Consider the following 24,140-nt stretch of genomic DNA (forward strand, 5'->3'; position numbering starts at 1 on the left):
CACTCCCGTTCATGAAAATCGCCACCTGGAACGTCAACTCGCTCAACGTCCGCAAGCAGCACGTGCTCGACTGGCTCGCGCAAAGCGGAACCGACGTGCTGTGCCTGCAGGAACTGAAGCTGCCGGACGAGAAATTCCCGCGCGCCGATCTCGAGGCGGTCGGCTACCGCAGCTGGTTCACCGGCCAGAAGACCTACAACGGCGTCGCGATCCTCGTGCGCGACACGCTCGTCGTCGACGAATCGGACATCGTGCGCAACATCCCGGGCTTTGACGATCCGCAGCAGCGCGTGGTCGCCGCGACGGTCGACGGCATCCGCATCGTGTCCGCGTATTTCCCGAACGGCCAGGCGCCCGACTCCGACAAGTTCGTCTACAAGATGCAATGGCTCGACGCGCTGCAGGCATGGCTGCGCACCGAACTGCAGCGCTACCCGAAGCTCGCGCTGCTCGGCGACTACAACATTGCGCCGGAAGACCGCGACGTGCACGACCCGGCGAAATGGGAAGGCCAGAACCTCGTGTCGCCGCAGGAGCGCGCCCACTTCGCGCAACTGATCGAGCTCGGCTTCGTCGATGCGTTCCGCCGCTTCGAACAGCCGGAGAAAACCTTCACGTGGTGGGACTACCGGATGATGGCGTTCCGCCGCAACGCGGGGCTGCGCATCGACCACGTGCTGCTGTCGCCGGCGCTGGCCGAAACCTGCACGTCGTGCGAAGTCGATCGCACGCCGCGCACGTGGGAGCAGCCGTCCGACCACACGCCCGTCGTCGCGGTCGTCGGCTGATCTCCCGCGCAGCCCGCGCGCGTTCAGCGCCGCGCGGGCGCCGGCCCGAGATGGGCCCACAGGAACCCGAATTCGGCCGCATCGGCCTCCGCGCGTTCCAGATCGTCGGCGCTGCCGTGGCCGCCGTCGGTGTTCTCCCAGTACCACACCCGTTCATGACCGAGCGCGTGCATGCGCGCAGCCATCTTGCGCGCATGCGCGGGATGCACGCGGTCGTCGCGCGTCGACGTCGTCAGCAGCAGCGGCGGATACGCGACGCTTTCGCGCACGCGGTGATACGGCGAGTACGCGGCCAGCGCCGCACCTTCGTGCGGATCGTCCGGGTCGCCGTATTCGTCGAGCCATGCGGCACCTGCGTGCAGCTTCGGATAGCGCCGCATGTCGAGCAGCGGCACACGGCAGAGCACCGCGCCGAACAACTCCGGCCGCTGCACCATGCACGCGGCGACCAGCAACCCGCCGTTGCTGCCGCCTTCGATGCCGAGCTGCGCGGCGGTCGTCACGCCGGTCGCGGCCAGATCCTCGGCCACCGCGATGAAATCGTCGAACGAACGCTGGCGGTGTTCGCGCTGCGCATCGACGTGCCAGCGAGGCCCGAACTCGCCGCCGCCGCGGATGTGCGCGAACGCCATCACGCCGCCGCGCTCGAGCCACCCGATACCGAACGCATCGCTGTAGCCCGGCAGGTTCGGAATCGCGAAGCCGCCATAGCCCGACAGCAGGCACGGCCGCGCGACACGCGTGGCGCCGTCGGCCACGTCGAGTGCATCGCGCGGCCCGATCAGCGTGTACGGCACGATCGTGCCGTCTTGCGAGCGTGCGCTCGCGCGGCGCACGACAAGCCCGGCCGCATCGAACTGCACCGGCGGCCGGTCGAGCAGCACGCGGCGCGACGGCGCATCGTCCGCGCGATCCGCAAGATCGGCCAGCCAGCATTCGGGCGGATCGAGACAGGTGTCGACATCCACGTAAATCTCGTCGTTCAGCGTCGACTCGACGGGCTCGACGTCGATCTGCGCATCGCCCGGCCCCGGCCACTCGAACGGCCGCGCATCCCACGTCCACGTACCGTCGTCGGCCTGGCTCGGCTGCCACAGCATCGTGCGGTTGTGCACGTCGTCGAGCCAGCAGGCGATCAGCGTCGTGCGCGTGTGCGTCCACGTGCACGCGGACGTCGACGGTTGCGGCGCGAACAGCGTCGTGAATTCGCGCGACCCGGCGAGGAACGCCTGCTCGCGGATCGCGAGCAGCGAACCGCCCGCATGGCGTACGCCGTCACACTCCCAGTCGAGGCGCGGCTCCAGCATGAGCCAGCCTTCCCAGAACCCGACCTCGACATGGGTCGGCACGTCGTAGCGCACCCACTCGCCCGCCTCCGTCAAGCGGTACGCATGTGCGTCGAAGAAATCGACGCTGCGCCACGCGACGTGACGGTTGTCGATCGGATCGAATCCCGCCCCCACGCTGATGTCGTCGGGTTCGCCGCGGAAGACGACGGGCGCATCGGCCAGCGCCGTGCCACGCACCCAGCGCCGCGCTTCATACGGATAGCCGGCCGCGGTCGCATGCGCTTCGCCGCGATCCCAGCTCACGTAGACGGTATCGCGATCGATCCAGCCGACCGTGTGATGCCCCGGCTCGTCGATCGTGAAACCGCCGTCGACGAAACGGCGTTCGACGAGATCGAATTCGCGCACGACGACCGCGTCGGCACCGCCCGGCGATAGCGACAGCAGCGCACGATCGCCGTCCGGGTACAGGATCGCGTCCTGCTCGAACACCCACGACTCGCCCTCCTCCACACCGAGCGCGTCGACGTCGAGCAGCGTTTCCCACACCGGTTTTCCCGCGCGCCAGTCGTCCCAGCGCGTGCGGCGCCACAGCCCCTTCGGATGAAGGTCGTCCTGCCACAGGTCGTAGGCCCAGTCGCGCCAGCGGGTCGGAATCACCGGGCGCTCGCGCGGCAGGTACGCTTTGGCGAGGCGCGCGGTCAGCGCGCGATACGCGTCGTCGTCACGCAGCGCGGCGCGCGTGCGCGCATTCTGCTCGTCGACCCACGTGCGGGCGCGCTTGCTGTCGAGCGCTTCGAGGAAACGGAACGGGTCGGCCCCGGCGGGCCAGCGGAAGGAATCGGACATTGAGAATGGGCGGAATGGCAAACGGCATGCAAACCGCGATTATGTCCGATCGCGGCATGCGCGATGCCCGCGCATGCCGCGAATCGTGCTCAGGGCTCCAGATGGAGTTCCTGGATCTTGCGCGTGATCGTGTTGCGGCCGATGCCGAGCCGCTCTGCGGCCTCGACCTTGCGGCCGCGCGTGAAGTCGAGCGCCTCGCGGATCACGGCCGCCTCGAAGCGGCGTGCGAGTTCGTCCATCACGTCGGCCGAGTTCTCGCGCAACAGCCGTGCGACTTCGGTACGCAAGCCATGCTCCCAGACCGGATAGCCAGCCGGCGCGCCCCCGTTCGGCGCGGCCGCGACGGGCGCGGACACCGCCGGCAGCGCACCGATCGCCGGTTGCGCGAGCGCAGCCTCGCCACCGTTGCCGTGCGCATCCGCACCGTCGCCCGCCGCAGCGACCGGCGCACCGGCCGGCACGAGGTCGGGCGGCAGGTCCTTGATCTCGACCGTCTGCGCGGGCGCCATCACGGTCAGCCAGTTCGCGAGGTTCTCGAGCTGGCGCACGTTGCCGGGAAACGCCAGCGACGTCAGGTAAGCCAGCGCTTCGTCGGACACGCGCTTCGGCTCGACGCCGAGATCGCGCGCACTCTTCTGCAGGAAGTGGCGCGTGAGCAGCGCGATATCCTCGCTGCGCTCGCGCAGCGGCGGCAGGCGCAGCCGGATCACGTTGAGCCGGTGGTAAAGGTCCTCGCGGAACAGCCCCTGCCGCACGCGCGATTCGAGATTCTGGTGCGTGGCGGCGATCACGCGCACGTTCGCGCGCAGCGGGTTGTGGCCGCCGACCCGATAGAACTGCCCGTCCGACAGCACGCGCAACAGGCGCGTCTGCAGGTCGAACGGCATATCGCCGATTTCGTCGAGGAACAGCGTGCCGTTCTCGGCCTGCTCGAAGCGGCCCTGCCGCGTCGTCTGCGCGCCGGTGAACGCGCCGCGCTCGTGGCCGAACAGCTCGGATTCGAGCAGGTCTTTCGGAATCGCCGCGGTGTTCAGCGCGATGAACGGCCCGTTCGCACGCGGGCTGTGGCGGTGCAGCGCACGCGCGACGAGCTCCTTGCCGGTGCCCGATTCGCCGGTGATCAGCACGGTCGCGGCCGAGTGCGACAGGCGGCCGATCGCGCGGAACATGTCCTGCATCGCGGGCGCCTGGCCGAGCATCTCGGGCGCCTCGGCCACGCGCTCGTCCTGCGGCGCGCCGCCGCGCAGGCTTTCCTCCACCGCGCGACGGATCAGCTCGACCGCCTTGTCGACGTCGAACGGCTTCGCGAGATATTCGAACGCGCCGCCCTGGAACGCCGCGACGGCGCTGTCGAGATCGGAGAACGCCGTCATGATGATGACGGGCAGGCCCGGCAGGCGCTCGTGCATCGCCTGCAGCAACTCGAGGCCCGAGCCGCCCGGCATCCGGATGTCGGATACGAGCACCTGCGGGGTCTCGTGGTCGAGCGCGGCCAGCGCGTCTCGCACGTTCGCGAAGCTCTTCGTCGCGAAGCTGTCCCGGGCGAGCGCCTTTTCGAGCACCCAGCGGATCGATTGGTCGTCGTCTACTATCCAGATCGGCTTCATAGGTCGGTCAGATATGGGTAAATCCGGTGAATCGCCATGCCGCCGCTCAATGGTCGAGCGGCAGCAGGATCTGAAATTCGGTACGTCCGGGCCGGCTTTCGACCTCGATCATCCCGTCATGCTGCTGCACGAACGTCTGCGCGAGCGTGAGGCCGAGGCCGCTGCCGTCGTCGCGCCCGGACACGAGCGGGTAGAAGATCCGGTCGCGGATTTCCTCCGGAATGCCGGGCCCGTTGTCGATCACGTGCAAGTCCAGTGCCAGCCGGTACAGGCGCTTCGCGATCGTCACCTTGCGCGCGATGCGCGTGCGCAGCTCGATCTTCGCGTCGCCCTGCGCGATGCGTTCGCGCAGCGCCTGCGCGGCGTTGCGCACGATGTTGAGCAGCGCCTGGATCAGTTGCTCCTTGTCGCCGCGCAGGTCCGGCACGCTCACGTCGTAGTCGCGCTCGATCGTGAGCCCGCGCGGGAATTCCGCGAGCATCACCGCGCGCACGCGTTCGCATACTTCATGAATGTTCACGTCGCCGACGATGTGCGGGTGCCGATGCGGCTCCAGCAACCGGTCGACGAGCGTCTGCAGGCGGTCGGACTCCTTGATGATCACCTGCGTGTATTCGCGCAACTCGCCGCGCTCGCGCTCGCCGAGCTCGAATTCGAGCAGCTGGGCTGCGCCGCGAATGCCGCCGAGCGGGTTCTTGATCTCGTGCGCGAGGTTGCGGATCAGTTGCTTGTTGACCGCGGTCAGGTCGTGGATGCGTTCCTCGCGATCGGTGCGCGACTGCCGCTCGTTCTCGAACAGCTCGACGAGCACGAAATCGGGCGCGGTCTCGAGAAAGCCGACGATCGCATGCACATGCAGCGGTTCGCGGCCGGGCCGGTCGAGCACGGTATCGAGGTGCGTCGCGTGAAAGCGTTCCTCGCCGATCGCGGTGATCGTCGATGCAAGCTCGTTCGCATTCGGAAAAATCTCGCCCCACGGCCGCTGCGCGAGCTGCCGGCGCGAGATGTCGAGCATCGCCTCCGCAGACGGATTCGCGAACGTGATCCGCAGCGTCTTGCGGTCGAGCACGATCACGACCGTCGGCAGCGCTTCCAGCCCCGCCAGCAGGCCCGAGCGTGCGAGCCGCTCGTCGTCCGTCAGTCGCTCGGGCTGCCCCGTTTTCGCCTTGATCAGATTCTTCAGAACCATCTGCGTGCTTGTCGCGCCTCAACGGGCCAGAAAAGGAAAAATCACCGGAACAAAAAAGGGACGGCTCGACGCCGCCCCTTTCAGACTCCGCCGTTCCCGCCGCAGGCCGCGCGACGGGAACGAACCGGCATGACGGCGCTGAATCGAAGCGCCATCGCCGATTAGAGCGAGTAGTACATCTCGAACTCGATCGGGTGCGTCGTCATGCGGAACTTCGCCAGCTCCTGCTCCTTCAGCGCGAGGTACGCGTCGAGCATGCCGTCCGTGAACACGCCGCCACGGGTCAGGAACTCGCGATCCTTGTCGAGCGCTTCGATTGCCTGGTCGAGGCCCGCGCAGACGGTCGGGATCTTTGCATCCTCTTCTGGCGGCAGGTCGTACAGGTTCTTGTCCGCGGCTTCGCCCGGATGGATCTTGTTCTGGATCCCGTCGAGGCCGGCCATCATCAGTGCCGAGAACAGCAGGTACGGGTTCGCCATCGGATCCGGGAAGCGCGTTTCGATACGGCGGCCCTTCGGGTTCGACACGTGCGGAATGCGGATCGATGCCGAACGGTTGCGTGCCGAGTAGGCGAGCTTGACCGGTGCTTCGAAGTGCGGGACCAGACGCTTGTACGAGTTCGTCGTCGGGTTCGTGATCGCGTTCAGTGCACGGGCGTGCTTGATGATGCCGCCGATGTAGAACAGCGCCAGTTCCGACAGGCCGGCGTAGCCGTTGCCCGCGAACAGGTTCTGGCCGTCCTTCCAGATCGACTGGTGAACGTGCATGCCCGAACCGTTGTCGCCGACGACCGGCTTCGGCATGAAGGTTGCCGTCTTGCCGTACGAGTGCGCGACGTTATGGATGATGTACTTCGACCATTGCGTCCAGTCGGCGCGCTGAACCAGCGTCGAGAACTTCGTGCCGATTTCGTTCTGGCCCTGGCCCGCCACTTCGTGGTGATGCACTTCGACCGGGATGCCGAGCTGTTCGAGCAGCAGGCACATTTCCGAACGCATGTCCTGGAACGTGTCGACCGGCGCGACCGGGAAGTAGCCGCCCTTCGTGCCCGGACGGTGGCCCGTGTTGCCGCCTTCGAACTCCTTGCCGGCCGACCACGGTGCTTCTTCCGAGTTGATCTTCACGAAGCAGCCCGACATGTCCGTGTTCCACTGGACCGAGTCGAAAATGAAGAATTCCGGTTCCGGACCGAAGTAGGCCGTGTCGCCGATGCCCGTGCTCTTCAGGTACGCTTCCGCGCGCTTCGCGAGCGAACGCGGATCGCGCTCGTAGCCCTTGCCGTCGGCCGGCTCGACCACGTCGCAGGTCAGCACCAGGGTCGACTCTTCATAGAACGGGTCGATGAAGGCAGCGGTCGGGTCCGGCATGAGCAGCATGTCCGACGCCTCGATGCCCTTCCAGCCCGCGATCGACGAGCCGTCGAATGCATGGCCGCTTTCGAACTTGTCTTCGTCAAACGCCGAAACCGGCACCGACACGTGCTGTTCCTTGCCGCGCGTATCCGTGAAGCGGAAATCGACAAACTTGACGTCCTCGTCCTTCACGAGCTGCATGACGTCGGCGACGGTTTTACTCATAACCTCTTCTCCTGATTGAACAATTCCGGCGGACTGGGAACCGCCTCGTTTATCGAGCTGACCGGGGTCTTGCTTTGGCGCAGCGCGCCCCGATTCGACCGAATTCTATAAAGCAGCTTCCGTGCCACCTATGCGCGAGAGGGGCGCGAATCGCGCCGGCGCTCGTCGCGACGGGGCTGTGCTGCGCAATTCCGGGGCTCCGCCGCGCACCGCCCCCAAACCGGAAGCACCGACATGGTGCAATCATCGCAGTGCGCCCTACTCGCCAAATCATCTTGGTGCATGCGCGTCATTTTGCACTCTTTTGGTGAGCGCGTGTGGGGGTGCGCACTGTCCCCTACGCGGACATCCGTGCCGCGACGCCGCGCTAGAATGTTCGTTTGACCGATAGGAGACTCCCTGCCATGAGTACGCTCGACCAGCTTTACGCGAAGGCCGACGAACGCCGCGCACAAGCCGCGCTCAACTACGCCGGGGCGCTGCTGCCGGCCGAGGCCTTCGAACTGCTGCAGCTCGATCCGTCGGCGCGCCTCGTCGACGTGCGCACCCGCGCCGAACTCGACTGGATCGGCCGCCCGCTCGTCGGCGACGGCCAGTACCTGCACCTCGAATGGACGCGCTACCCGGGCGGCGTGCCGAACGCCGAATTCATCAACGAGCTGAAGGCGGCCCTCCCGGCCGATACGCCCATCCTGTTCCTGTGCCGCAGCGCCGCGCGCTCGAAGCTCGCCGCGATCGCCTCCACGCAGGCCGGCTTCACGAAGGCCTTCGACCTGCTCGAAGGCTTCGAGGGCGCGAAGGACGCCGAGGGCCACCGCAAGACGGTCGAAGGCTGGTGCTTCCGCAAACTGCCGTGGATCGGCGCCTGACGGCACGCCGCTCCCGCCGGTTGCGACGACCCCATCGTCGAGCCGGGCGATGACATGCCGATGACGGGCCGCGTTGCGCGGCCCGTGGTTTTTATGTGCCGGGTCGAGAGGCCGCTCAGGCGCGCGGCGTGTCGGGTTCGACGACGTCGCCGCCGAGCAGGTGCACGCCCTCACGCAGCTTCACGTACGCAGCCGCGACCGCTTCCGGCTCGCCCTTCACGCCGAGGTCGATGTGACGGCGCGCGTAGATCCCGCCACGCTCCGCATCGCCGACGCTCGGCAGGCTGAACACGCGCACGCCCTGGAAATCGCGCTCGATGCGCTCCATCAGCGGCGTGAGTGTCGATTCCGGCAGTTCGAACACGTACAGCGAGCGCTCCGCGTGCGGCGTCGCGTGATGCAGGTGCGCGTACTTCGTGTCGAGCACCCATTCGATCATCGGCCACGCCATCACCGGGAAGCCCGGCACGAAGTGCAGGTCGCCGACCGAGAAGCCGGGAATCCGGTTGTAGCCGTTCGGGATGATCGTCGCGCCCACCGGGAACACGCCCATGTTGAAGCGGTGCTGGTTCTCCGGCGACTCGAAATCGACCGGCGTGGCCGGATCGGTATGCGTTTCGCGGATCCGCTCGGAAATCAGCACCTTCGCTTCCGGATGCAACTCGAGCGGCACGCCGAGCGCGGCGGCCGCGCACTGGCGCGTGTGGTCGTCCGGCGTCGCGCCGATGCCGCCCGTCGAGAACACGATGTCGCCCGATGCGATCGCGCGGGCGAGGGTCGCCGTGATGCGCGCCGGATCGTCGCCGACGTATTCGGCCCAGTCGAGCGTGAGGCCGCGCGCGCCGAGCAGCTCGATGACCTTCGCCAGATGCTTGTCCTGCCGGCGGCCCGAAAGGATTTCGTCGCCGATGATGATGATGCCGATGCTCATGCCTGCCCCATGTCGATTGCGGTGGCGCGCGAACTCGCACGCAAGTCCTCCAGCGCGCGCAGGCAATAGTGCCCGAACCACAGCGCCGAGAAGACGAGGATGAAAGCGTAAACCCAGATCATGGCCGCCGCGACGAACGGGAACAGCACCATCATCCAGACCGACGATACCCACACGAAGGTCGGCACGGTGCCGAGCAGCCCGGTCGCGACGCCGATGCCGATCAGCGGCCAGCGGTGCCGCCGCACGAGCGCCCGGCGCTCGTCGCGGCTCGCGTGCAGCGCGAGCGCGTCGTAGGTCATCACGCGGTAGGTGAGCCAGCCCCAGATCACCGGCGGCAGCAGCGCGAAGAACGGCGGAATCAGCCACAGCGGGATCGTGACGACCAGCACGACGACGCCGGCCAGTGCCGCCCCCAGCGAATTGAACACGCTGCCGAAGAAGGTGCCGCCCCGCTTCGCCTCGAGCGCCGCGAACTGCCGGTTCGCGAGGTGCTTGATCACGACCGGCATCGAAATCGTCGCGATCAGCAGCAGCACGGTCAGCACGATCAGCGGAATCGCGAGCGACACGACCACGAACGGCGCGACGACCGCATGCAGCTGCGACATGCCGATCGCGTCGAACGCACGGTACAGCATGGCCGTCAGCACGAAGCCGTCGAGCGCGCCGCGTGCGAGGTCCAGCAGCGACTGCCACGAGAACCACAGCGCGACGCCCCACAGGACGGCCGAGACGAGAAACGGCATCAGGGTGAGCCACAGCATGCGCGGATGCAGTGCGCTCGCCAATGCGCGGACGAAGGAACGCAGCAAGTCGTTCATGCGAGCCTGTATCGACGGAGAAAAACGGGGAAAGGATAAACCACGCGGCCCGCATGCGCCAAAGCACATGCGGGCCGCGTGGGAGAGCTGCTCAACGTGGGAATGGCCGGGTCAGGCCGATGCCGCGCCGCGCTTGGCGGGGAACAGGCGCCGGAAGATCCGCACGAACGCGAGGCCGTGCTGCGCCCAGAAGCCTTCGCCGTAGGACACGCCCTCGACCTGGTCGCGGATGCCGGTCGGCTCGACCGTGCGGTTCCACGACGCGGTGCCGAACATCATGTCCCACCACGGGAACAGCACGCCGAAGTTGCAGCCGTACTTCGTGCCTTCGTGGCCGTAGCCGACCGCGTGGTGGCGGCGATGGAAGATCGGGCTCACGAACAGGCGCTCGCCGAGCCAGCCGAACGACAGCCGCGCATTCGTGTGCTGAATGCTCTGCATGAAGTTCGTGAACGCGGTCAGCACGACGAACTGCGACGGCGTCACGCCGATCACGAGCGCGATCGCCGCGAAGAAGCACGACTGGATCACGTCGTCGAGCACGTGGTTGCGGTCGTCGCACCACAGCGACATCTGGCGCTGGCTGTGATGCACGGCGTGCAGCTCCCACCAGATGCCGAACTTGTGCTGCCAGCGGTGATACCAGTAGCCGGCGAAATCGAGCACGACGAGATAGATCGCGAACGTGACGATCGGCTTCGAGGTCACGCCCGGCCACAGGTAGTCGAGGTTCAGGTTCGCCACGCCGTGCAGGCGCAGCCACGCCTGGAAGTTGTCGAACAGCGGCTGCAGCGCGAAGAAGAAGAACAGCGAGTAGATGCCGAGCTTCGCGATCGCCGTGTAGATCACGTCGACCCGCACGGCCCGGCGGTTCGTCCAGCGCTCGACGGGCAGCAGCGCCTCGAGCGGGCGCAGCAGCACGAACATCAGCACCATCTGCAGCGCCCCGACGATCACCCAGTACAGCGCGTCGTAGGTGTCCTCGTCATAGTCCATCAGGTTGAACTTGAAGAGGAGCGGCTGCACGACGTCGACGTACAGCCAGGTCTGGATGTCCGAGACGAATGCATCGATCAGGTGCAGCATCGTTCTCCCCTGCCCGTCACGCGCCGTTCGCGGCGCGCCACGGCGCGCGATCGTAGAAATAGATGCCGTGCGGCGAGCGGCCGACGGCGATCGTCTGCACCAGCTTGCGCGACGCCAGGTCGATGATCCCGACCTTCTTCGCGAAGCGGAACGTCACCCACAGCGTCTTCTTGTCGGCGGACAGCTCCATGTCGTCCGGGCCCGGCAGCAGGCCGGTGATGTCGCCGACGTTGGTGAGCGTGTTCTCGTCGATGATGCTGATCGTGTTCGCGACCCGGTTCGTGACCGCGACGTGCGTGCCGTCGGCGAGCGAGCGGAAGTTGTGTGCGCCCTTGCCGGTGTAGATCTGCTTGACGACCTTCTGGATGCGCCAGTCGACCACCGCGACGTAATCCGCGCCGGTCATCCCGACGAGCAGGTACTTGTCGTCCGGCGTGAGCCACAGGCCGGCCGGCACCTTGCCGACCTTCATCTTCCACTTGACCGTCTGCGTCGGCAGGTCGATCGCCGCGATCTCGCCGGAAACCTGCAGCGACACGAGCAGCGTCTTGCTGTCCTTCGTGAACGCGAGGTGGCTCGGCATCACCTCGAGCGGCACGCGCTTCACGAGCTTCAGGTCGCGACCGTCGTAGCCGTAGATGTCGACGCGGTCGAGGCGCAGGCCGGCGGCCGCGAACCACTTGCGGTCGGGCGAGAAGCCGAGCTGGTAAGGATCGTCGATCCCTTCGACGGTGCGCTGCAGCTTGCCCGTCTTCGGATCGAGAAACATCAGGCTGTTCGAGACCGAATTTGCAACGATCAGCGACGAATTGTCGGGCGTCGCCATCAGGTGGTGCGGTTCCTTGCCGGTCGGCATCGTGGCGACGACCTGGCGGGTCTGCTGGTCAATCAGGGACAGCGTCGCTTCGGCCGAATTGAGGATGATCACGTTATTCGCGTGGGCGGCGGGCGCCAGCACGGCGGCGGCCAGCGCGAGCGTGCGGCCGAGGGAAAGGAAAGTGCGCATGAAGACTCACGTCGTGGAACAACCGTCATTGTAAAACGTTCAACCGGGCCGGCCGGTTGACCGAAGCCGGCATTGCGCCACTTCGACGCACGCGGCGGCGGCCCGGTCGGCCCGGTCGGCCCGCGCGGCAGGCGCCGCGCGGCCGGCCGGGGCCGGCCGCCGGTGCAGGCCCGGGAAACCGATGTTGCGCTAGCGCTGCATCGACTCCCAGACCTTGTGCAGACGCTTGACAGAGACAGGCATCGGCGTGCGCAGTTCCTGCGCGAACAGCGAAATCCGCAGTTCCTCGAGCAGCCAGCGGAATTCCGCGAGCCGCGCATCGGCGACGCCGCCGCGCTGCGACACCGCGCGCTGGTACTGCTGGGCGAGCGGCAGCAGGTCGGCCGACTGCTTCGCGTCGCGCGCCGGATCGGCTTTCAGCTTGTCGATCCGCAGCGCGATGCCCTTCAGGTAGCGCGGGAAGTGCGCCAGTTGCGCGTACGGCGTATCGATCACGAAACGCTTGCCGACCAGCGCGCCGAGCTGCTGCTGCAGGTCCGCATGCGCCTGCGCGAACGGCTTCGCCTGGGCGAGCTTCTTCACGAGCCCCGCGTATTCGGCCAGGATCTGCCCGACCAGCCGCGCGATTTCCTGCGCGAGCAGGTTCAGGCGGCTCCGCCCCTCGTCGCGGCGTGCGTGGAAGCTCGCGTCGTCGTCGGGCAGCGGATCCTGCAGGCACGCGCGGTCGAGCGCCGTGTCGATCAACTGGTCGCGCAGCTCGTCCTGCGTGCCGAGCGACATGTACTGCATCGCCATCTCGCGCAGGCCCGGCAGGTTCTTCTCGAGGAACTTGATCGGCTCCTTCAGTTGCAGCGCGAACAGCCGCCGCAGGCCGGCCCGGTGGATGCGCGCGGCCTCCTCCGGCGAATCGAACACCTCGACGTCGCAATGCGTGCCGCGATCGACGAGTGCCGGGTAGCCGTACAGCGTCTGGCCTCGCCGGCGAATCTCCAGCAGCTCGGGCAGCTTGCCGAAATTCCACGTCGTCAGGTTCTCGTACAGCGCGGTCGCACCGGCTTCCGCCGGGGCGGCCGTCTGCGGCGCCGCGCCCTTGCCGGCCTTCGCGTGGCGGCCGGCGGCACCCGTCGTCGCTGCCGTGGCCGGCGCCTGGCCGATCGGCTCGCCGCCGTCGGCATCGCCGCCCGCGGCGATCGTCGACGCCGCCGCGATCTTCTGGAACTGCTGCTGCGCCTGCGCGCCCAGCTCCTGGCGAAGCTGCGCGAGATTGCGCCCCATCGCGAGCTGGCGGCCGTGCTCGTCGATCACCTTGAAGTTCATGAACAGGTGCGCGGGCAGCGTTTCCAGCTTGAAGTCGGCCGTCTTCATCGCGATTTGAGTTTCACCCCGCACGTCGGCGATCAGCGCCTCGACGAGCCCACCCGCGCCGAAGCGCTCGCGGCCCATCCGTTCGACGAAACCGGCCGCGTACTCGGGCAGCGGCACGCAATGCCGGCGCAGCTTCTGCGGCAGCGACTTCAGCAGCAACTGCACCTTTTCCTTCAGCATCCCGGGCACGAGCCACTCGCAGCGGCGCGCGTCGACCTGGTTCAGCGCATACAGCGGCACCGCGAGCGTCACGCCGTCGCGCGGCGTGCCGGGCTCGAAGTGATACGTGAGGGCCATCTCGACGCCGGCCATCGTCGCGCGCTTCGGGAACAGCTCGGTCGTCACGCCGGCCGCCTCGTGGCGCATCAGGTCGTCGCGCGACAGGTACAGCAGCCGCAGCTTGTCCTCGGGCTGGCCGCTCTTCTTCACCTCGTCGCGATACCAGCGCTCGAATGCGGCGCCCGTGTGAATCCCTTCCGGAATCGCCTGGTCGTAGTACGCGTAGATCAGCTCGTCGTCGACCAGCACGTCCTGCCGTCGCGACTTGTGCTCGAGCTGCTCGATGTCGGCGAGCAGCTTGCGGTTGTGCGCGAAGAACGCGAGCTTCGTGTCGAATTCGCCCTCGACCAGCGCGCCGCGGATGAACAACTCGCGTGCGCGTGCCGGATCCTGCTTGCCGAACGCGACGCGCCGGCGGTGGTAGATCGGCAGCCCGTACAGCGTCGCGCGCTCGTACGCACTGACCTGCGCCGGACGCTTTTCCCAGTGCGGCTCCGACAGCGATTTCTTCAGCAGGTGCGCGCCGATCTTCTCGACCCATTCGGGCTCGATCTTCGCGAGGCAGCGCGCGTACAGCCGGCTCGTCTCGACGAGCTCGGCCGCCATCACCCAGCGGCCGGCCTTCTTCGCGAGCGCGGAGCCCGGCCACAGGTAGAACTTGATCCCGCGCGCGCCGAGATAGTGCGGATCGTCGTCGGCCTTCAGGCCGAGGTTGCCGAGCAGGCCCGTCAACAGGGCCAGATGGACCTGTTCATACGTGGCCTCGACTTCGTTCAGCCGCCAGCCGTGCTCGCGCACGACGGTCAGCAGCTGCGAATGGACGTCGCGCCACTCGCGCAGCCGCAGGTGCGACAGGAAATTCTGCCGGCACGCGTCGATCAGTTGGCGGTTCGACTTCTTGTGCGCGACGGCCTCTTCGAACCACGCCCAGATCTTCAGCCACTGCAGGAACTCGGAACGCTCGTCGGCGAACCGGCGGTGCGCCTGGTCGGCCTGCTCCTGCGCCTCGATCGGGCGGTCGCGCGGGTCCTGCACGGACAGCGCGCTCGCGATGATCAGCACTTCACGCAGCGACTGCTGGTCGCGCGCGGCAAGAATCATCCGGCCGACGCGCGGGTCGAGCGGCAGCCGCGCGAGTTCGCGGCCGAGCGGCGTCAGCGCGTTGTCGTCGTCGACCGCGCCGAGTTCGTTGAGCAACTGGTAACCGTCCGCGATCGCGCGGCCGGGCGGCGGCTCGAGGAACGGGAACGATTCGATCGCGGTGAGATGCAGCGACTTCATCCGCAGGATCACCGACGCGAGCGACGAGCGCAGGATTTCCGGGTCGGTGAAGCGCGCGCGCGCCTGGTAATCGCTTTCCTCGTACAAGCGGATGCAGACACCGTCGGCCACGCGGCCGCAACGGCCCGCGCGCTGGTTCGCGGCCGCTTGCGAGATCGACTCGACCTGCAACTGCTCGACCTTGTTCCGGTACGAATAGCGCTTCACGCGCGCAAGGCCGGTGTCGACGACGTAGCGGATGCCCGGCACCGTCAGCGAGGTTTCGGCCACGTTGGTCGCGAGCACGATCCGGCGCGCGTTCGACGCCTTGAACACCTTGTCCTGGTCGGCCGCCGAGAGCCGCGCGAACAGCGGCAGGATCTCGGTGTGCGGCGGATGGTGCTTGCGCAGCGCCTCGGCCGCTTCGCGGATCTCGCGCTCGCCGGGCAGGAACACCAGCACGTCGCCGGGGCCTTCGCGGCACAGCTCGTCGACCGCGTCGACGATCGCGTCCATCAGGTCGCGCTCGGCTTCGCGCGCGGTCTTCACGCGATCGCGGCCGCCCGTGCCTTCGGCGTGCTTCACGGCCGGGCGATCCTCGGCCACCGGCCGGTAGCGCATCTCGACCGGATACAGCCGCCCGCTCACCTCGATCACGGGCGCGGGATGCGCGTCGGTGCCGAAATGGCGCGCGAAGCGATCGGCATCGATCGTCGCGGACGTGACGATCAGCTTCAGGTCCGGCCGCCTCGGCAGCATTTCCTTCAGGTAGCCGAGCAGGAAGTCGATGTTCAGGCTGCGCTCGTGCGCCTCGTCGATGATCAGCGTGTCGTACGCCTTCAGCAACGGATCGGTCTGCGTCTCGGCGAGCAGGATCCCGTCCGTCATCAGCTTCACGGACGCGCCCGGCGCGAGATTGTCGGTAAAGCGCACCTTGTAGCCGACCACTTCGCCGAACGGCGTGCCGAGTTCCTCGGCGATCCGGCGGCCGGTGGACGACGCGGCGAGGCGGCGCGGCTGCGTATGGCCGATCAGGCCCGTGCCGCCGGCGCCGAGGCCGCGGCCGAGATCGAGACAGATCTTCGGCAGCTGCGTGGTCTTGCCCGAGCCGGTTTCGCCGCAGACGATGACAACCTGATGACCGGCGATCGCGCGCGCGATTTCGTCGCGCTTGCCCGACACGGGCAGGCTTTCGGGGTAGGTGATCGGCGGAACGGGATTCGGCGCGACGACCGCGCGCGGCGGACGCTCGCGGCGCGGCGTGCGCTCGCCCGTCACAGCGGACGCATCCTTCGCGGCCGGCTGGCGCGCGTCGCGCGATGCGTCGCCACGCGGCCCGCGCGGCGCGTGTGCCGGTTTGCCCGCCTGCTGTTCCTGCGGCCGGCGCGGCGGCTGGCCCTGCTGCTGGCGTGCATCGGCCGCACCATCCGGGTGCCGGGCCGACGGCGCTTTGGCCCGCGTCGGCGCGGGACTTTTAGGTACATTCGACATGGGGGCGCATTATAATCCCGCCCATGAATTCCCAAACCGACCTCCCTCCCGCCCAGACCGGCGCCATGACGCCGCCGGTTGCCGACGACTCGGCCGCCAGTCACGCGCAGTTCGTCGACTGGATGCGCTCCGTCGCGCCCTATATCCACAAGTTCCGCAACAGCACGTTCGTCGTGGGGTTCGGCGGCGAGGTGGTGCAGCAGGGGCTGCTGAACGCGCTCGTGTCCGACATCGCGCTGCTGCAGGCGATGGGTATCCAGATCGTGCTGGTGCACGGCTCGCGCCCGCAGGTCGAGGAGCAGCTGAGCCTGCACGGTGTCGAATCCGAGTTTTCGCACGGGCTGCGCATCACCGATGCGCGCGCGCTCGAATCCGCGAAGGAAGCGGCCGGGGAAGTGCGTCTCGACATCGAGGCCGCGATCAGCCAGGGGCTGCCGAACTCGCCGATGGCGCACGCGCACATCAGCGTCGTGTCGGGCAACTTCGTGACCGCGCGGCCGGTGGGGATTCTCGACGGGGTCGATTTCGCGCACACGGGCATCGTGCGCAAGATCGACGCCGAATCGATCCGTCATTCGCTCGCGAGCCGCAAGCTCGTGCTGCTGTCGCCGCTCGGCTTCTCGCCGACCGGCGAAGCGTTCAACCTGTCGATGGAAGATGTCGCGTCGGCCGCCGCGATCGCGCTGCGCGCCGACAAGATCATCTTCCTGACCGAAGCGCCCGGCATCGTCGACGACGAAGGCGAGCTGGTGCGTGAAATGTCGCTCGACGCGGCGGCCGAGCTGCTCGATTCCGGCAACGTCCAGGGCGACGACGCATTCTTCCTGAAGCATTCGATCCGCGCGTGCCGCGGCGGTGTGACCCGGGCGCACCTGATCCCGCAATCGCTCGACGGCAGCATGCTGCTCGAACTGTTCCTGCACGACGGCGTCGGCACGATGATCTCGTACGAGAACCTCGAGAGCCTGCGCGAAGCGACGCCGGACGACGTCGGCGGCATCCTGTCGCTGATCGAGCCGCTCGAGTCGGACGGCACGCTGGTGCGGCGCGGCCGCCACCAGATCGAACGCGATATCGACCACTTCTCGGTGATCGAGCACGATGGCGTGCTGTTCGGCTGCGCGGCGCTGTATCCGTACCAGCAGGAGAAGATCGGCGAGATGGCGTGCCTGACGGTCGCGCCGGAAGCGCAGGGCTCGGGCGACGGCGAACGCCTGCTCAAGCGCATCGAGCAGCGCGCCCGCGCGCGCGGCCTCACGCATATCTTCGTGCTCACGACGCGCACCGAGCACTGGTTCCTCAAGCGCGGCTTCGTCAAGGTCAGCGTCGACGACCTGCCGGAAGACCGCCGCAAACTCTATAACTGGCAGCGCAAGTCGCTCGTGCTGATGAAACAGCTCTGAGCGCAGGCACGACTGCCCTCCCCCAGTCCGATTACAGGAGAAGTACACGATGGCTCGAATGATCCAATGCGCGAAGCTCGGCAAGGAAGCCGAAGGCCTCGATTTCCCGCCGCTGCCGGGCGAACTCGGCAAGCGCATTTACGAGAGCGTCTCAAAGGAAGCGTGGCAAGGCTGGCTGAAGCAGCAGACGATGCTGATCAACGAAAACCGCCTGAACATGGCCGACCCGCGTGCGCGCCAGTACCTGATGAAGCAGACCGAGAAGTACTTCTTCGGCGACGGCGCGGACCAGGCGTCCGGCTACGTGCCGCCGACCGAAGGCTGACCGCCATCATTCGCGACGGCCGGCCGCGCTGGTCGCCTCGCCGGGAACGACAAACGGCACCGTGTCATCGCACGGTGCCGTTTGCTTTTGGCGCATCCGAACCGATGCGATGCGACACGGCCGGTGCATTCGAAACCGCCGGGCCGCCCGATCGCACCGCCCGATTCAACCCACCGGCTTCAGCGTGCCGCGATCGTCCGGCGGCGGAACCGCACCGGCCGGGGTGTCGGCGGCGGCACCTTCCGTGCCCCATTCGGCCGCGTCGCTGCGTTCGGCCGTCGACAGTTCGTCCGCGCGATACCCGGTGCGATTCAGCAACGCCAGCATGCACACGAGCGACACGAGCGCGTAAAGCCCCGATGCCACCGCGACGCCGACGATGCTGCCGGTCGCATTGAGGATCGCCTGCGCGAGCACCGGCGTGCCGCCGCCGACGACGAGCGCGCTCAACTGGTACGCGAGCGACAGGCCCGTATAGCGGATGTTCGCCGGAAACACGCGCGCGAGCACGCCGCCGACCGCGCCATAAAACATCGCCGACGGAATCGTCGAGATGCACATGCCCGCGACGGCCACCCAGTACGAGCGCGTTGCGAGCGCATGGAACATCACGGGCATCAGCACGATTTCCGGAATCAGGATCCAGCACATCGCGCGGCGCATGTCGACCTTCGACACGAACCACGCGCCGACCGGCTGCATCAGGAACTGCACGACGAGCGAGATCGACAGGATGCCGAGGAACGTGCCCTGCGCGTAACCGAGTTCCTTGGTCGCCCACGACAGCGCGAACGTGCTGCGGAAGTACGTGACGTTGATCACCGGCAGCGTGCCGGCCGCGAGCAGCACGACGACCCAGTGATCGCGCACGACGTCGCGCAGCGGCAGCTTCACGGTGCGCTTGCGCGCGAGCACGCGCTGCATGTCGGCCGACTCCTCGAGCTTCAGCCGGATCACCATGCCGATGATCACGAGCACGGCCGACAGCAGGAACGGAATGCGCCAGCCCCACATCAGGAACGACGGGGTGGGCAGCGCGCTCAGCGTGAAGAACGCGGCCGTGGCCAGCAGGTTGCCGGTGGGCGAGCCCTGCTGCGCGAACGCCGCATACAGGATGCTGCGATGCTTCGGCGCGTTCTCGCTCGCGATCAGCACCGCGCCGCCCCACTCGCCGCCGACCGCGATGCCCTGCAGCACGCGCAGCACGACGAGGCCGGCCGGCGCCCAGACGCCGATCTGCGCATAGCCGGGCAACAGGCCGATGCCGGTCGTCGCCAGCCCCATCATCACCAGCGTGATCACGAGCGCGGTCTTGCGGCCGACGCGGTCGCCGAGATGCCCGAACACGATGCCGCCGAGCGGCCGCGCGGCGAAACCGGCCCAGAACGTGACGAACGCCAGCAGCGTCGCGACGCCGGGATCCATCGTGCTCGCAAAGAACACCTTGCCGAACACGAGCGCAGCGGCCGTGCCGTAGATGTAGAAGTCGTACCACTCGATCGTGGTGCCGACGAATGCCGCGAAGGCGGCGCGGCCGGGCCGCAGTTGCGGCGCGGCGGTCGGGGATGGCTGACGGCTCATCGATGTCTCCATGTTGGTGTGTCGGGGGCGCGACTGTCGCGCGCCTTTCCCGGGTGGCCGGCATTGCGCCGCCGGCCGGCGGCGTTGCTTGACGTTGCGTTGCTTGACGTTCCGTTTCGTCGGCCGGCCATGCTCACCGGCGCGCGCATCGGTCGGTCACGTCCGGTCGGGTGCGATCTTCAGCACGCCGGCGTCGAGCAGTTGCTGCTGGAGCGCGGGATCGACGCCAAGGCGCTCGAGCACCGCGCGCGTATCGCCGCCGAGTGCGGGCGGCGGCGAACGATAGGTGGCCGGCGTGCGCGACAGCTTCACCGGCGACGCCGTGCCGCGATACGCGCCGATCTCGACGAACAGGTTCCGGTGCAGCGCATGCGGATCGTGCGCGACGTCGGCCACCGTGCGCACCGGCCCGCACGGCACGCCGGCCGCCATCAGGTCGCGCACGAGCGGCTCGCAGGCATGCGCGGCAAGCCGTGCTTCCAGTTCGGCCTTCAGCTCGGGCCGGTGCGCGCAGCGGCTGCGGTTGTCGACGAAACGCGGATCGCCCGCGAGCGCCGGCACGCCGAGATGCGCGACGAGCCGCGCGAATTGCCGATCGTTGCCGATCGCGAGGAAGATCGGCACGGTCGCGGTGCGATAGCTGTCGTACGGCGCGATGTTCGGATGCGCGTTGCCGCTGCGCGCCGGCACGCGCCCGGAACCGAAGAAGTTCGGCAGGTGCGGATGCAGCAGCGACACGCCGCAGTCGTACAGCGCGATGTCGATCGACTGCCCTTGCCCGCTCTTCTCGCGCTCGGCGAGCGCCAGCAGGATGCCGGCCAGTGCGTTGAGGCCCGTGACCATGTCGACGATCGGCAGACCGATGCGCGTGGCGTCGCCGTCGCGCTCGCCGTTGACGCTCATCAGCCCCGCCATCGCCTGGATCACCGCGTCGTAGCCGGGCAGCCCGCCGAGCGGGCCGCCTTCGCCGAAGCCCGTCACCGCGCAGTGGATCAGGCGCGGGAAGCGCGGCTGCAGGTCGCGCGCGTAGTCCATCCCCCAGCGCGCGAGCGTGCCGGGCTTGAAGTTCTCGACAAGCACGTCGGCCTCTTCAAGCAGCCGCCACAGGATCGCGCGCCCCTCGTCGCGCGACAGATCGAGCGCGAGCCCTTCCTTGTTGCGGTTCACGCCCATGAAATACCACGCGGTATCGCCGAGGAACGGCGGCCCCCAGCCGCGCGTCTCGTCGCCGTCCGGCGGCTCGATCTTGACCACCGTCGCGCCGTGGTCGGCAAGCGCCTGCGTGCAGTACGGGCCGCCGAGCACGCGGCTCAGGTCGACGACCTTCAGGCCGTCCAGTGCACCACGCGTCGTGCTCATCTTTCGACCTCCGGCAGCAGGTCGAGCGCGGTATCGAGCGCGATCGGCGTGCCGCGCAGCAGTGCGTCGTACGCGGGCGATTCGTCGTCGCGTGACGCCGGCGCGAGCGGATCGACCGGCAGCAGCTTGTGGCGCACGACCAGATGCGCGAGCGCGAGCCGCCGGAAATCCGGCGCGAGCCGCACGCCCTCGCACGCCATCAGCACGGCCGCGCTCGCGTAGTACAGCGCGGACGCGGCCTGCCGCACGCGCGCGTCGTCACCTTCGTCAGCGACCCGCGCGAGCGCGTCGCAGGCACGCGCGAGAACGCGCCGCAGCGCCGCGCGGCTCGCATCGGGCAGCGGCGTCGCGCCGAGGCGGTCGCCGAGGAACGCGCGCAGCGCATCGAGCGCGTGCTCGCGCTGCGCGGCCCGCGCGACGTCGAGCGCGACGATGTTGCTCGTGCCCTCCCAGATCGAGCCGAGATGCGCATCGCGCACGATGCGCGCGTCGCTCCACTCCTCGATGTAGCCGGTGCCGCCGCGCACTTCCATCGCATCGCCCGTCACGCGCCGCGCATCGCGGCACGCGCGGAACTTGATCAGCGGCGTCAGGATCCGCACGCAGCGCGCGGCCTGCTCGTCGCCCGCATCGGCCTGCGGCAGCAGCAGCGCGATCTGCATGAACATCGCGCGCGCGGCCTCGGCCGGCAGCAGCATCTTCAGCAACTGGCGCTGCATCAGCGGCATCTCGATCAGCTTGCGGCCGAAGGCCTCGCGGTGCGCGGCAACGTGCAGCGCCTCGTTCAGCGCGCGCCGCATCAGCCCCGCCGCGCGCACGCCGTTCGACAGCCGCGACATGTTGATCATGTCGGCCATCTGGTGAAAGCCGCGGCCGATCTCGCCGATCAGGTACGCCTGCGCGCCTTCGAGCGCGATCTCGCCGCTCGCCATCGAACGGCTGCCGAGCTTGTCCTTCAGGCGCACGATCCGGTAGCGGTTGCGCGTGCCGTCCGGCAGCGTCTTCGGCAGCAGGAACAGCGCAAGGCCCTTGATGCCGTCCGGCGCGCCGTCGGGCCGCGCAAGCACCATCGCGAGCTCGGCATCCGCGTTCGAGCAGAACCACTTGTCGCCGGTCAGGCGCCAGAGGGTCTCGCCGTGCGCGCCGGTCTCGCGCGTCGCCCGCGTCGCGATCCGGCCGACGTCGGAACCCGCCGCCTGTTCGGTCATGAACATCGCGCCCTGGTACAGCGTGTCGAAATCGCGTGACGCAAGCATCGGCAGGTAACGCGCGATGAGCGCCGGATCGCCGAAACGGCGCAGCGTGCGCGTCAGCGAATCGGTCATGCTGACCGGGCAGCACAGCCCGAATTCCGCCTGCACGAACAGGAACGTCAGCGCGTACTTGACGAGCGGCGGCACCGATTCGGCCCCGTGGCTCAGCGACGCGAGCCCGAGCTCGGCATATGCGACGCGTTCGAGCGCGACATACGCGGGATCCTTGTCGATCCGCTGCACGGCCTCGCCGCGCCGGTTGCGATGCTCGAGCACGGGCGGGTGCTTGTCTGCACGCGACGCCCATTCGTCGAGTTCGCCCGACACGCGTGCGCCGAGCGCGCGCAGTTGCGGCTCGAGCTCGGCATAGCGGGCATCGCCGAGATGCAGCTTCAGCAACGCGCCGAGATCGGGATCGACGGTGAAGAAATTGATGCCCCGGCTGTCGGGGATATTGGCTGCGCCGGTGTCCGGCGTGCGAGCTGTGTCGTTCATGCGTGCGTCTCCTGGATTGCCTGCACGTCGGCTGGACGGGGCGCCGCGGCGCCCGGCCAGTCCCGTGCAAAGCCTTCCGCAGAGCGTAGGCGTGCGATCGATAAGCGTCCAATACAGGATTTATCCGGTACGATAGATATCGCTTATCGATGCCGACGCCGCGAGGAGACACGATGGAACTGAGGCAGTTGCGCTACTTCGTGGCGGTCGCCGAGGAGCTGCATTTCGGGCGCGCGGCGAAACGCCTGTTCATCTCGCAGCCGGCGCTGAGCTTCGACATCCGCAAGTTCGAGGACGCGCTCGGCGTGCAGTTGTTCTCGCGCACCAACAAGACCGTCGCGCTGACCAACGCGGGCGAGGTGCTGCTCGGCGAAGCACGCCGGCTGCTGCTGCAGGCGGCCGAGGCCGAACGCCTGACGGTGCGCTCCGCGTCGGGGCTCGCGGGCCGGCTGCGGATCGGCTTCGTCCATTCGATGCTGTATCGCGGGCTGCCCGATGCGGTGCGGCGCTTCGAAGCCGACTATCCGGGCGTCGAAGTCGTGCTGAGCGAAATGAACACGCAGGCGCAGGTGCAGGCGATCCAGCGCGGCCAGATCGATCTCGGCTACGCGCACTGGGGCCACTTCCCGCCCGAGGTCGAATCGACGCCCGTCTATGCGGAACCGTTCGTGTGCTGCCTGCCGGCCGCGCATCCGCTCGCGCAGCGCAGGCAGGTCGCGCTCGCCGCGCTGGCCGCGGAACCGTTCATCCTGTTCCCGCGCGAAGCGGCGCCGCACTATCACGACCTGATCATCGCGCAGTGCGTGAATGCCGGCTTCAGCCCGCTGATCCGCCATGAGGCACGGCTGTGGCAGACGATCCTGTCGATGATCGAGTTCGGGATGGGTATCGCGCTCGTGCCGCGCGTGCTGCAGCAGGTGAAGAGCGAGCGGCTCGCGTTCCGGCCGCTGAAGGATGCGTCGCTCGAATCGCGCACGCTCGCGCTGAAGCGCAGCGGCACCGCTGAACCGGTTGCGCTGCGCTTCGCGGGTTACGTGCGCGAATCGATCGACGCACTGCCCGCGCTCGCGGGTTGAGTGAACGGCCGGCTGGCAGGTATGCGCGGGTATCTGAAAGATATTTGCAGAAAGTACTTTACAGACCCTCAAAGCCCTGACATAATTTCAGCTTCTTTGGGCGGTTAGCTCAGCGGTAGAGCACTGCCTTCACACGGCAGGGGTCACTGGTTCGATCCCAGTACCGCCCACCAAAGAATTCAAGGCCCTGCGTCTCACGACGCAGGGCCTTTTCGTTTTGGCCGCGAGTTTGTTGCGC

The 24,140-nt window shown here is 67.9% G+C and carries 17 protein-coding genes and 1 tRNA gene; 6 read left to right on the forward strand and 12 right to left on the reverse strand.

Features of this window, described 5'->3' with window-relative positions; all coding sequences use genetic code 11:
* Positions 1-11: 11 nt before the first annotated feature.
* On the forward strand, positions 12-788 hold the full coding sequence (xth, locus tag CFB41_RS11325; RefSeq protein WP_089456481.1) for an exodeoxyribonuclease III: 777 nt from the start codon (positions 12-14) through the stop codon (positions 786-788).
* A 23-nt stretch (positions 789-811) separates the two neighbouring features.
* On the opposite strand, the gene CFB41_RS11330 is transcribed toward xth, so the two are convergent.
* From CFB41_RS11330 to glnA, 4 genes are all read right to left on the reverse strand, one after another.
* On the reverse strand, positions 812-2,926 hold the full coding sequence (locus CFB41_RS11330) for a prolyl oligopeptidase family protein (protein ID WP_089456482.1): 2,115 nt from the start codon (positions 2,924-2,926) through the stop codon (positions 812-814).
* Between the two features lie 89 nt (positions 2,927-3,015).
* Positions 3,016-4,533, reverse strand: coding sequence for a nitrogen regulation protein NR(I) (gene ntrC, locus CFB41_RS11335; RefSeq protein WP_089456483.1), 1,518 nt, complete (start codon positions 4,531-4,533; stop codon positions 3,016-3,018).
* A gap of 46 nt (positions 4,534-4,579) precedes the next feature.
* A complete protein-coding gene (gene glnL, locus CFB41_RS11340; RefSeq protein WP_179250004.1) occupies positions 4,580-5,722 on the reverse strand; it encodes a nitrogen regulation protein NR(II) in 1,143 nt (380 codons plus the stop codon).
* A 161-nt stretch (positions 5,723-5,883) separates the two neighbouring features.
* Positions 5,884-7,299, reverse strand: a complete 1,416-nt coding sequence (gene glnA, locus CFB41_RS11345) for a type I glutamate--ammonia ligase (RefSeq protein WP_039364811.1) — start codon at positions 7,297-7,299, stop codon at positions 5,884-5,886.
* A gap of 404 nt (positions 7,300-7,703) precedes the next feature.
* On the opposite strand from glnA, the gene CFB41_RS11350 reads away from it, so the two are divergent.
* On the forward strand, positions 7,704-8,168 hold the full coding sequence (locus CFB41_RS11350) for a rhodanese-like domain-containing protein (protein WP_089440560.1): 465 nt from the start codon (positions 7,704-7,706) through the stop codon (positions 8,166-8,168).
* A gap of 115 nt (positions 8,169-8,283) precedes the next feature.
* Here the strand turns inward: CFB41_RS11350 and CFB41_RS11355 are convergent, their stop codons facing one another.
* The 5 genes from CFB41_RS11355 to hrpA form a co-directional block, all read right to left on the reverse strand.
* Positions 8,284-9,099, reverse strand: coding sequence for a molybdopterin-binding protein (locus CFB41_RS11355; RefSeq protein WP_089456484.1), 816 nt, complete (start codon positions 9,097-9,099; stop codon positions 8,284-8,286).
* On the reverse strand, positions 9,096-9,923 hold the full coding sequence (locus tag CFB41_RS11360; RefSeq protein WP_089456485.1) for an EI24 domain-containing protein: 828 nt from the start codon (positions 9,921-9,923) through the stop codon (positions 9,096-9,098). The genes CFB41_RS11355 and CFB41_RS11360 overlap by 4 nt, the downstream gene beginning before the upstream one ends.
* 111 nt (positions 9,924-10,034) lie before the next feature.
* The gene (locus CFB41_RS11365; protein WP_047852133.1) at positions 10,035-11,009 is read right to left on the reverse strand and encodes a sterol desaturase family protein; all 975 of its coding nucleotides are present in this window, start codon (positions 11,007-11,009) and stop codon (positions 10,035-10,037) included.
* A gap of 16 nt (positions 11,010-11,025) precedes the next feature.
* Positions 11,026-12,015: a beta-propeller fold lactonase family protein gene (locus tag CFB41_RS11370; protein WP_089456486.1), complete on the reverse strand. Its 990-nt coding sequence runs from the start codon at positions 12,013-12,015 to the stop codon at positions 11,026-11,028.
* A 189-nt stretch (positions 12,016-12,204) separates the two neighbouring features.
* On the reverse strand, positions 12,205-16,410 hold the full coding sequence (hrpA, locus tag CFB41_RS11375) for an ATP-dependent RNA helicase HrpA (RefSeq protein ID WP_089456487.1): 4,206 nt from the start codon (positions 16,408-16,410) through the stop codon (positions 12,205-12,207).
* 23 nt (positions 16,411-16,433) lie between these two features.
* On the opposite strand from hrpA, the gene argA reads away from it, so the two are divergent.
* Together argA and CFB41_RS11385 are read left to right on the forward strand one after the other, a co-directional pair.
* Positions 16,434-17,813 (forward strand): amino-acid N-acetyltransferase, encoded by a 1,380-nt coding sequence (argA, locus tag CFB41_RS11380; RefSeq protein WP_089456488.1) that lies wholly within the window; start codon positions 16,434-16,436, stop codon positions 17,811-17,813.
* A gap of 49 nt (positions 17,814-17,862) precedes the next feature.
* On the forward strand, positions 17,863-18,138 hold the full coding sequence (locus CFB41_RS11385) for an oxidative damage protection protein (RefSeq protein WP_006478357.1): 276 nt from the start codon (positions 17,863-17,865) through the stop codon (positions 18,136-18,138).
* Between the two features lie 165 nt (positions 18,139-18,303).
* Here the strand turns inward: CFB41_RS11385 and CFB41_RS11390 are convergent, their stop codons facing one another.
* The 3 genes from CFB41_RS11390 to CFB41_RS11400 form a co-directional block, all read right to left on the reverse strand.
* A complete protein-coding gene (locus CFB41_RS11390) occupies positions 18,304-19,719 on the reverse strand; it encodes an MFS transporter (RefSeq protein WP_089456489.1) in 1,416 nt (471 codons plus the stop codon).
* A 156-nt stretch (positions 19,720-19,875) separates the two neighbouring features.
* Positions 19,876-21,078, reverse strand: a complete 1,203-nt coding sequence (locus CFB41_RS11395; protein ID WP_089456490.1) for a CaiB/BaiF CoA-transferase family protein — start codon at positions 21,076-21,078, stop codon at positions 19,876-19,878.
* Positions 21,075-22,826: an acyl-CoA dehydrogenase family protein gene (locus CFB41_RS11400; RefSeq protein WP_089456491.1), complete on the reverse strand. Its 1,752-nt coding sequence runs from the start codon at positions 22,824-22,826 to the stop codon at positions 21,075-21,077. The genes CFB41_RS11395 and CFB41_RS11400 overlap by 4 nt, the downstream gene beginning before the upstream one ends.
* A 173-nt stretch (positions 22,827-22,999) precedes the next feature.
* Here CFB41_RS11400 and CFB41_RS11405 point away from each other — a divergent pair, with 173 nt between their 5' ends.
* Together CFB41_RS11405 and CFB41_RS11410 are read left to right on the forward strand one after the other, a co-directional pair.
* Positions 23,000-23,902 carry a LysR family transcriptional regulator gene (locus tag CFB41_RS11405; protein ID WP_089456492.1) on the forward strand — a complete coding sequence of 301 codons (903 nt, stop codon included), beginning with the start codon at positions 23,000-23,002 and terminating at the stop codon, positions 23,900-23,902.
* A gap of 98 nt (positions 23,903-24,000) precedes the next feature.
* Positions 24,001-24,075 (forward strand) — tRNA-Val (locus CFB41_RS11410).
* Positions 24,076-24,140 lie beyond the last annotated feature (65 nt).

This window comes from Burkholderia sp. AU33803 (assembly GCF_002223095.1).
Taxonomy (GTDB): Bacteria; Pseudomonadota; Gammaproteobacteria; order Burkholderiales; family Burkholderiaceae; genus Burkholderia.

Excerpts from the sequence above, each read along its gene's own strand:
- xth (WP_089456481.1), top strand. The coding sequence starts at position 12 with ATGAAAATCGCCACCTGGAACGTCAACTCGCTCAACGTCCGCAAGCAG.
- CFB41_RS11330 (WP_089456482.1), bottom strand. The coding sequence starts at position 2,926 with ATGTCCGATTCCTTCCGCTGGCCCGCCGGGGCCGACCCGTTCCGTTTC.
- ntrC (WP_089456483.1), bottom strand. The coding sequence starts at position 4,533 with ATGAAGCCGATCTGGATAGTAGACGACGACCAATCGATCCGCTGGGTG.
- glnL (WP_179250004.1), bottom strand. The coding sequence starts at position 5,722 with ATGGTTCTGAAGAATCTGATCAAGGCGAAAACGGGGCAGCCCGAGCGA.
- glnA (WP_039364811.1), bottom strand. The coding sequence starts at position 7,299 with ATGAGTAAAACCGTCGCCGACGTCATGCAGCTCGTGAAGGACGAGGAC.
- CFB41_RS11350 (WP_089440560.1), top strand. The coding sequence starts at position 7,704 with ATGAGTACGCTCGACCAGCTTTACGCGAAGGCCGACGAACGCCGCGCA.
- CFB41_RS11355 (WP_089456484.1), bottom strand. The coding sequence starts at position 9,099 with ATGAGCATCGGCATCATCATCATCGGCGACGAAATCCTTTCGGGCCGC.
- CFB41_RS11360 (WP_089456485.1), bottom strand. The coding sequence starts at position 9,923 with ATGAACGACTTGCTGCGTTCCTTCGTCCGCGCATTGGCGAGCGCACTG.
- CFB41_RS11365 (WP_047852133.1), bottom strand. The coding sequence starts at position 11,009 with ATGCTGCACCTGATCGATGCATTCGTCTCGGACATCCAGACCTGGCTG.
- CFB41_RS11370 (WP_089456486.1), bottom strand. The coding sequence starts at position 12,015 with ATGCGCACTTTCCTTTCCCTCGGCCGCACGCTCGCGCTGGCCGCCGCC.
- hrpA (WP_089456487.1), bottom strand. The coding sequence starts at position 16,410 with ATGTCGAATGTACCTAAAAGTCCCGCGCCGACGCGGGCCAAAGCGCCG.
- argA (WP_089456488.1), top strand. The coding sequence starts at position 16,434 with ATGAATTCCCAAACCGACCTCCCTCCCGCCCAGACCGGCGCCATGACG.
- CFB41_RS11385 (WP_006478357.1), top strand. The coding sequence starts at position 17,863 with ATGGCTCGAATGATCCAATGCGCGAAGCTCGGCAAGGAAGCCGAAGGC.
- CFB41_RS11390 (WP_089456489.1), bottom strand. The coding sequence starts at position 19,719 with ATGAGCCGTCAGCCATCCCCGACCGCCGCGCCGCAACTGCGGCCCGGC.
- CFB41_RS11395 (WP_089456490.1), bottom strand. The coding sequence starts at position 21,078 with ATGAGCACGACGCGTGGTGCACTGGACGGCCTGAAGGTCGTCGACCTG.
- CFB41_RS11400 (WP_089456491.1), bottom strand. The coding sequence starts at position 22,826 with ATGAACGACACAGCTCGCACGCCGGACACCGGCGCAGCCAATATCCCC.
- CFB41_RS11405 (WP_089456492.1), top strand. The coding sequence starts at position 23,000 with ATGGAACTGAGGCAGTTGCGCTACTTCGTGGCGGTCGCCGAGGAGCTG.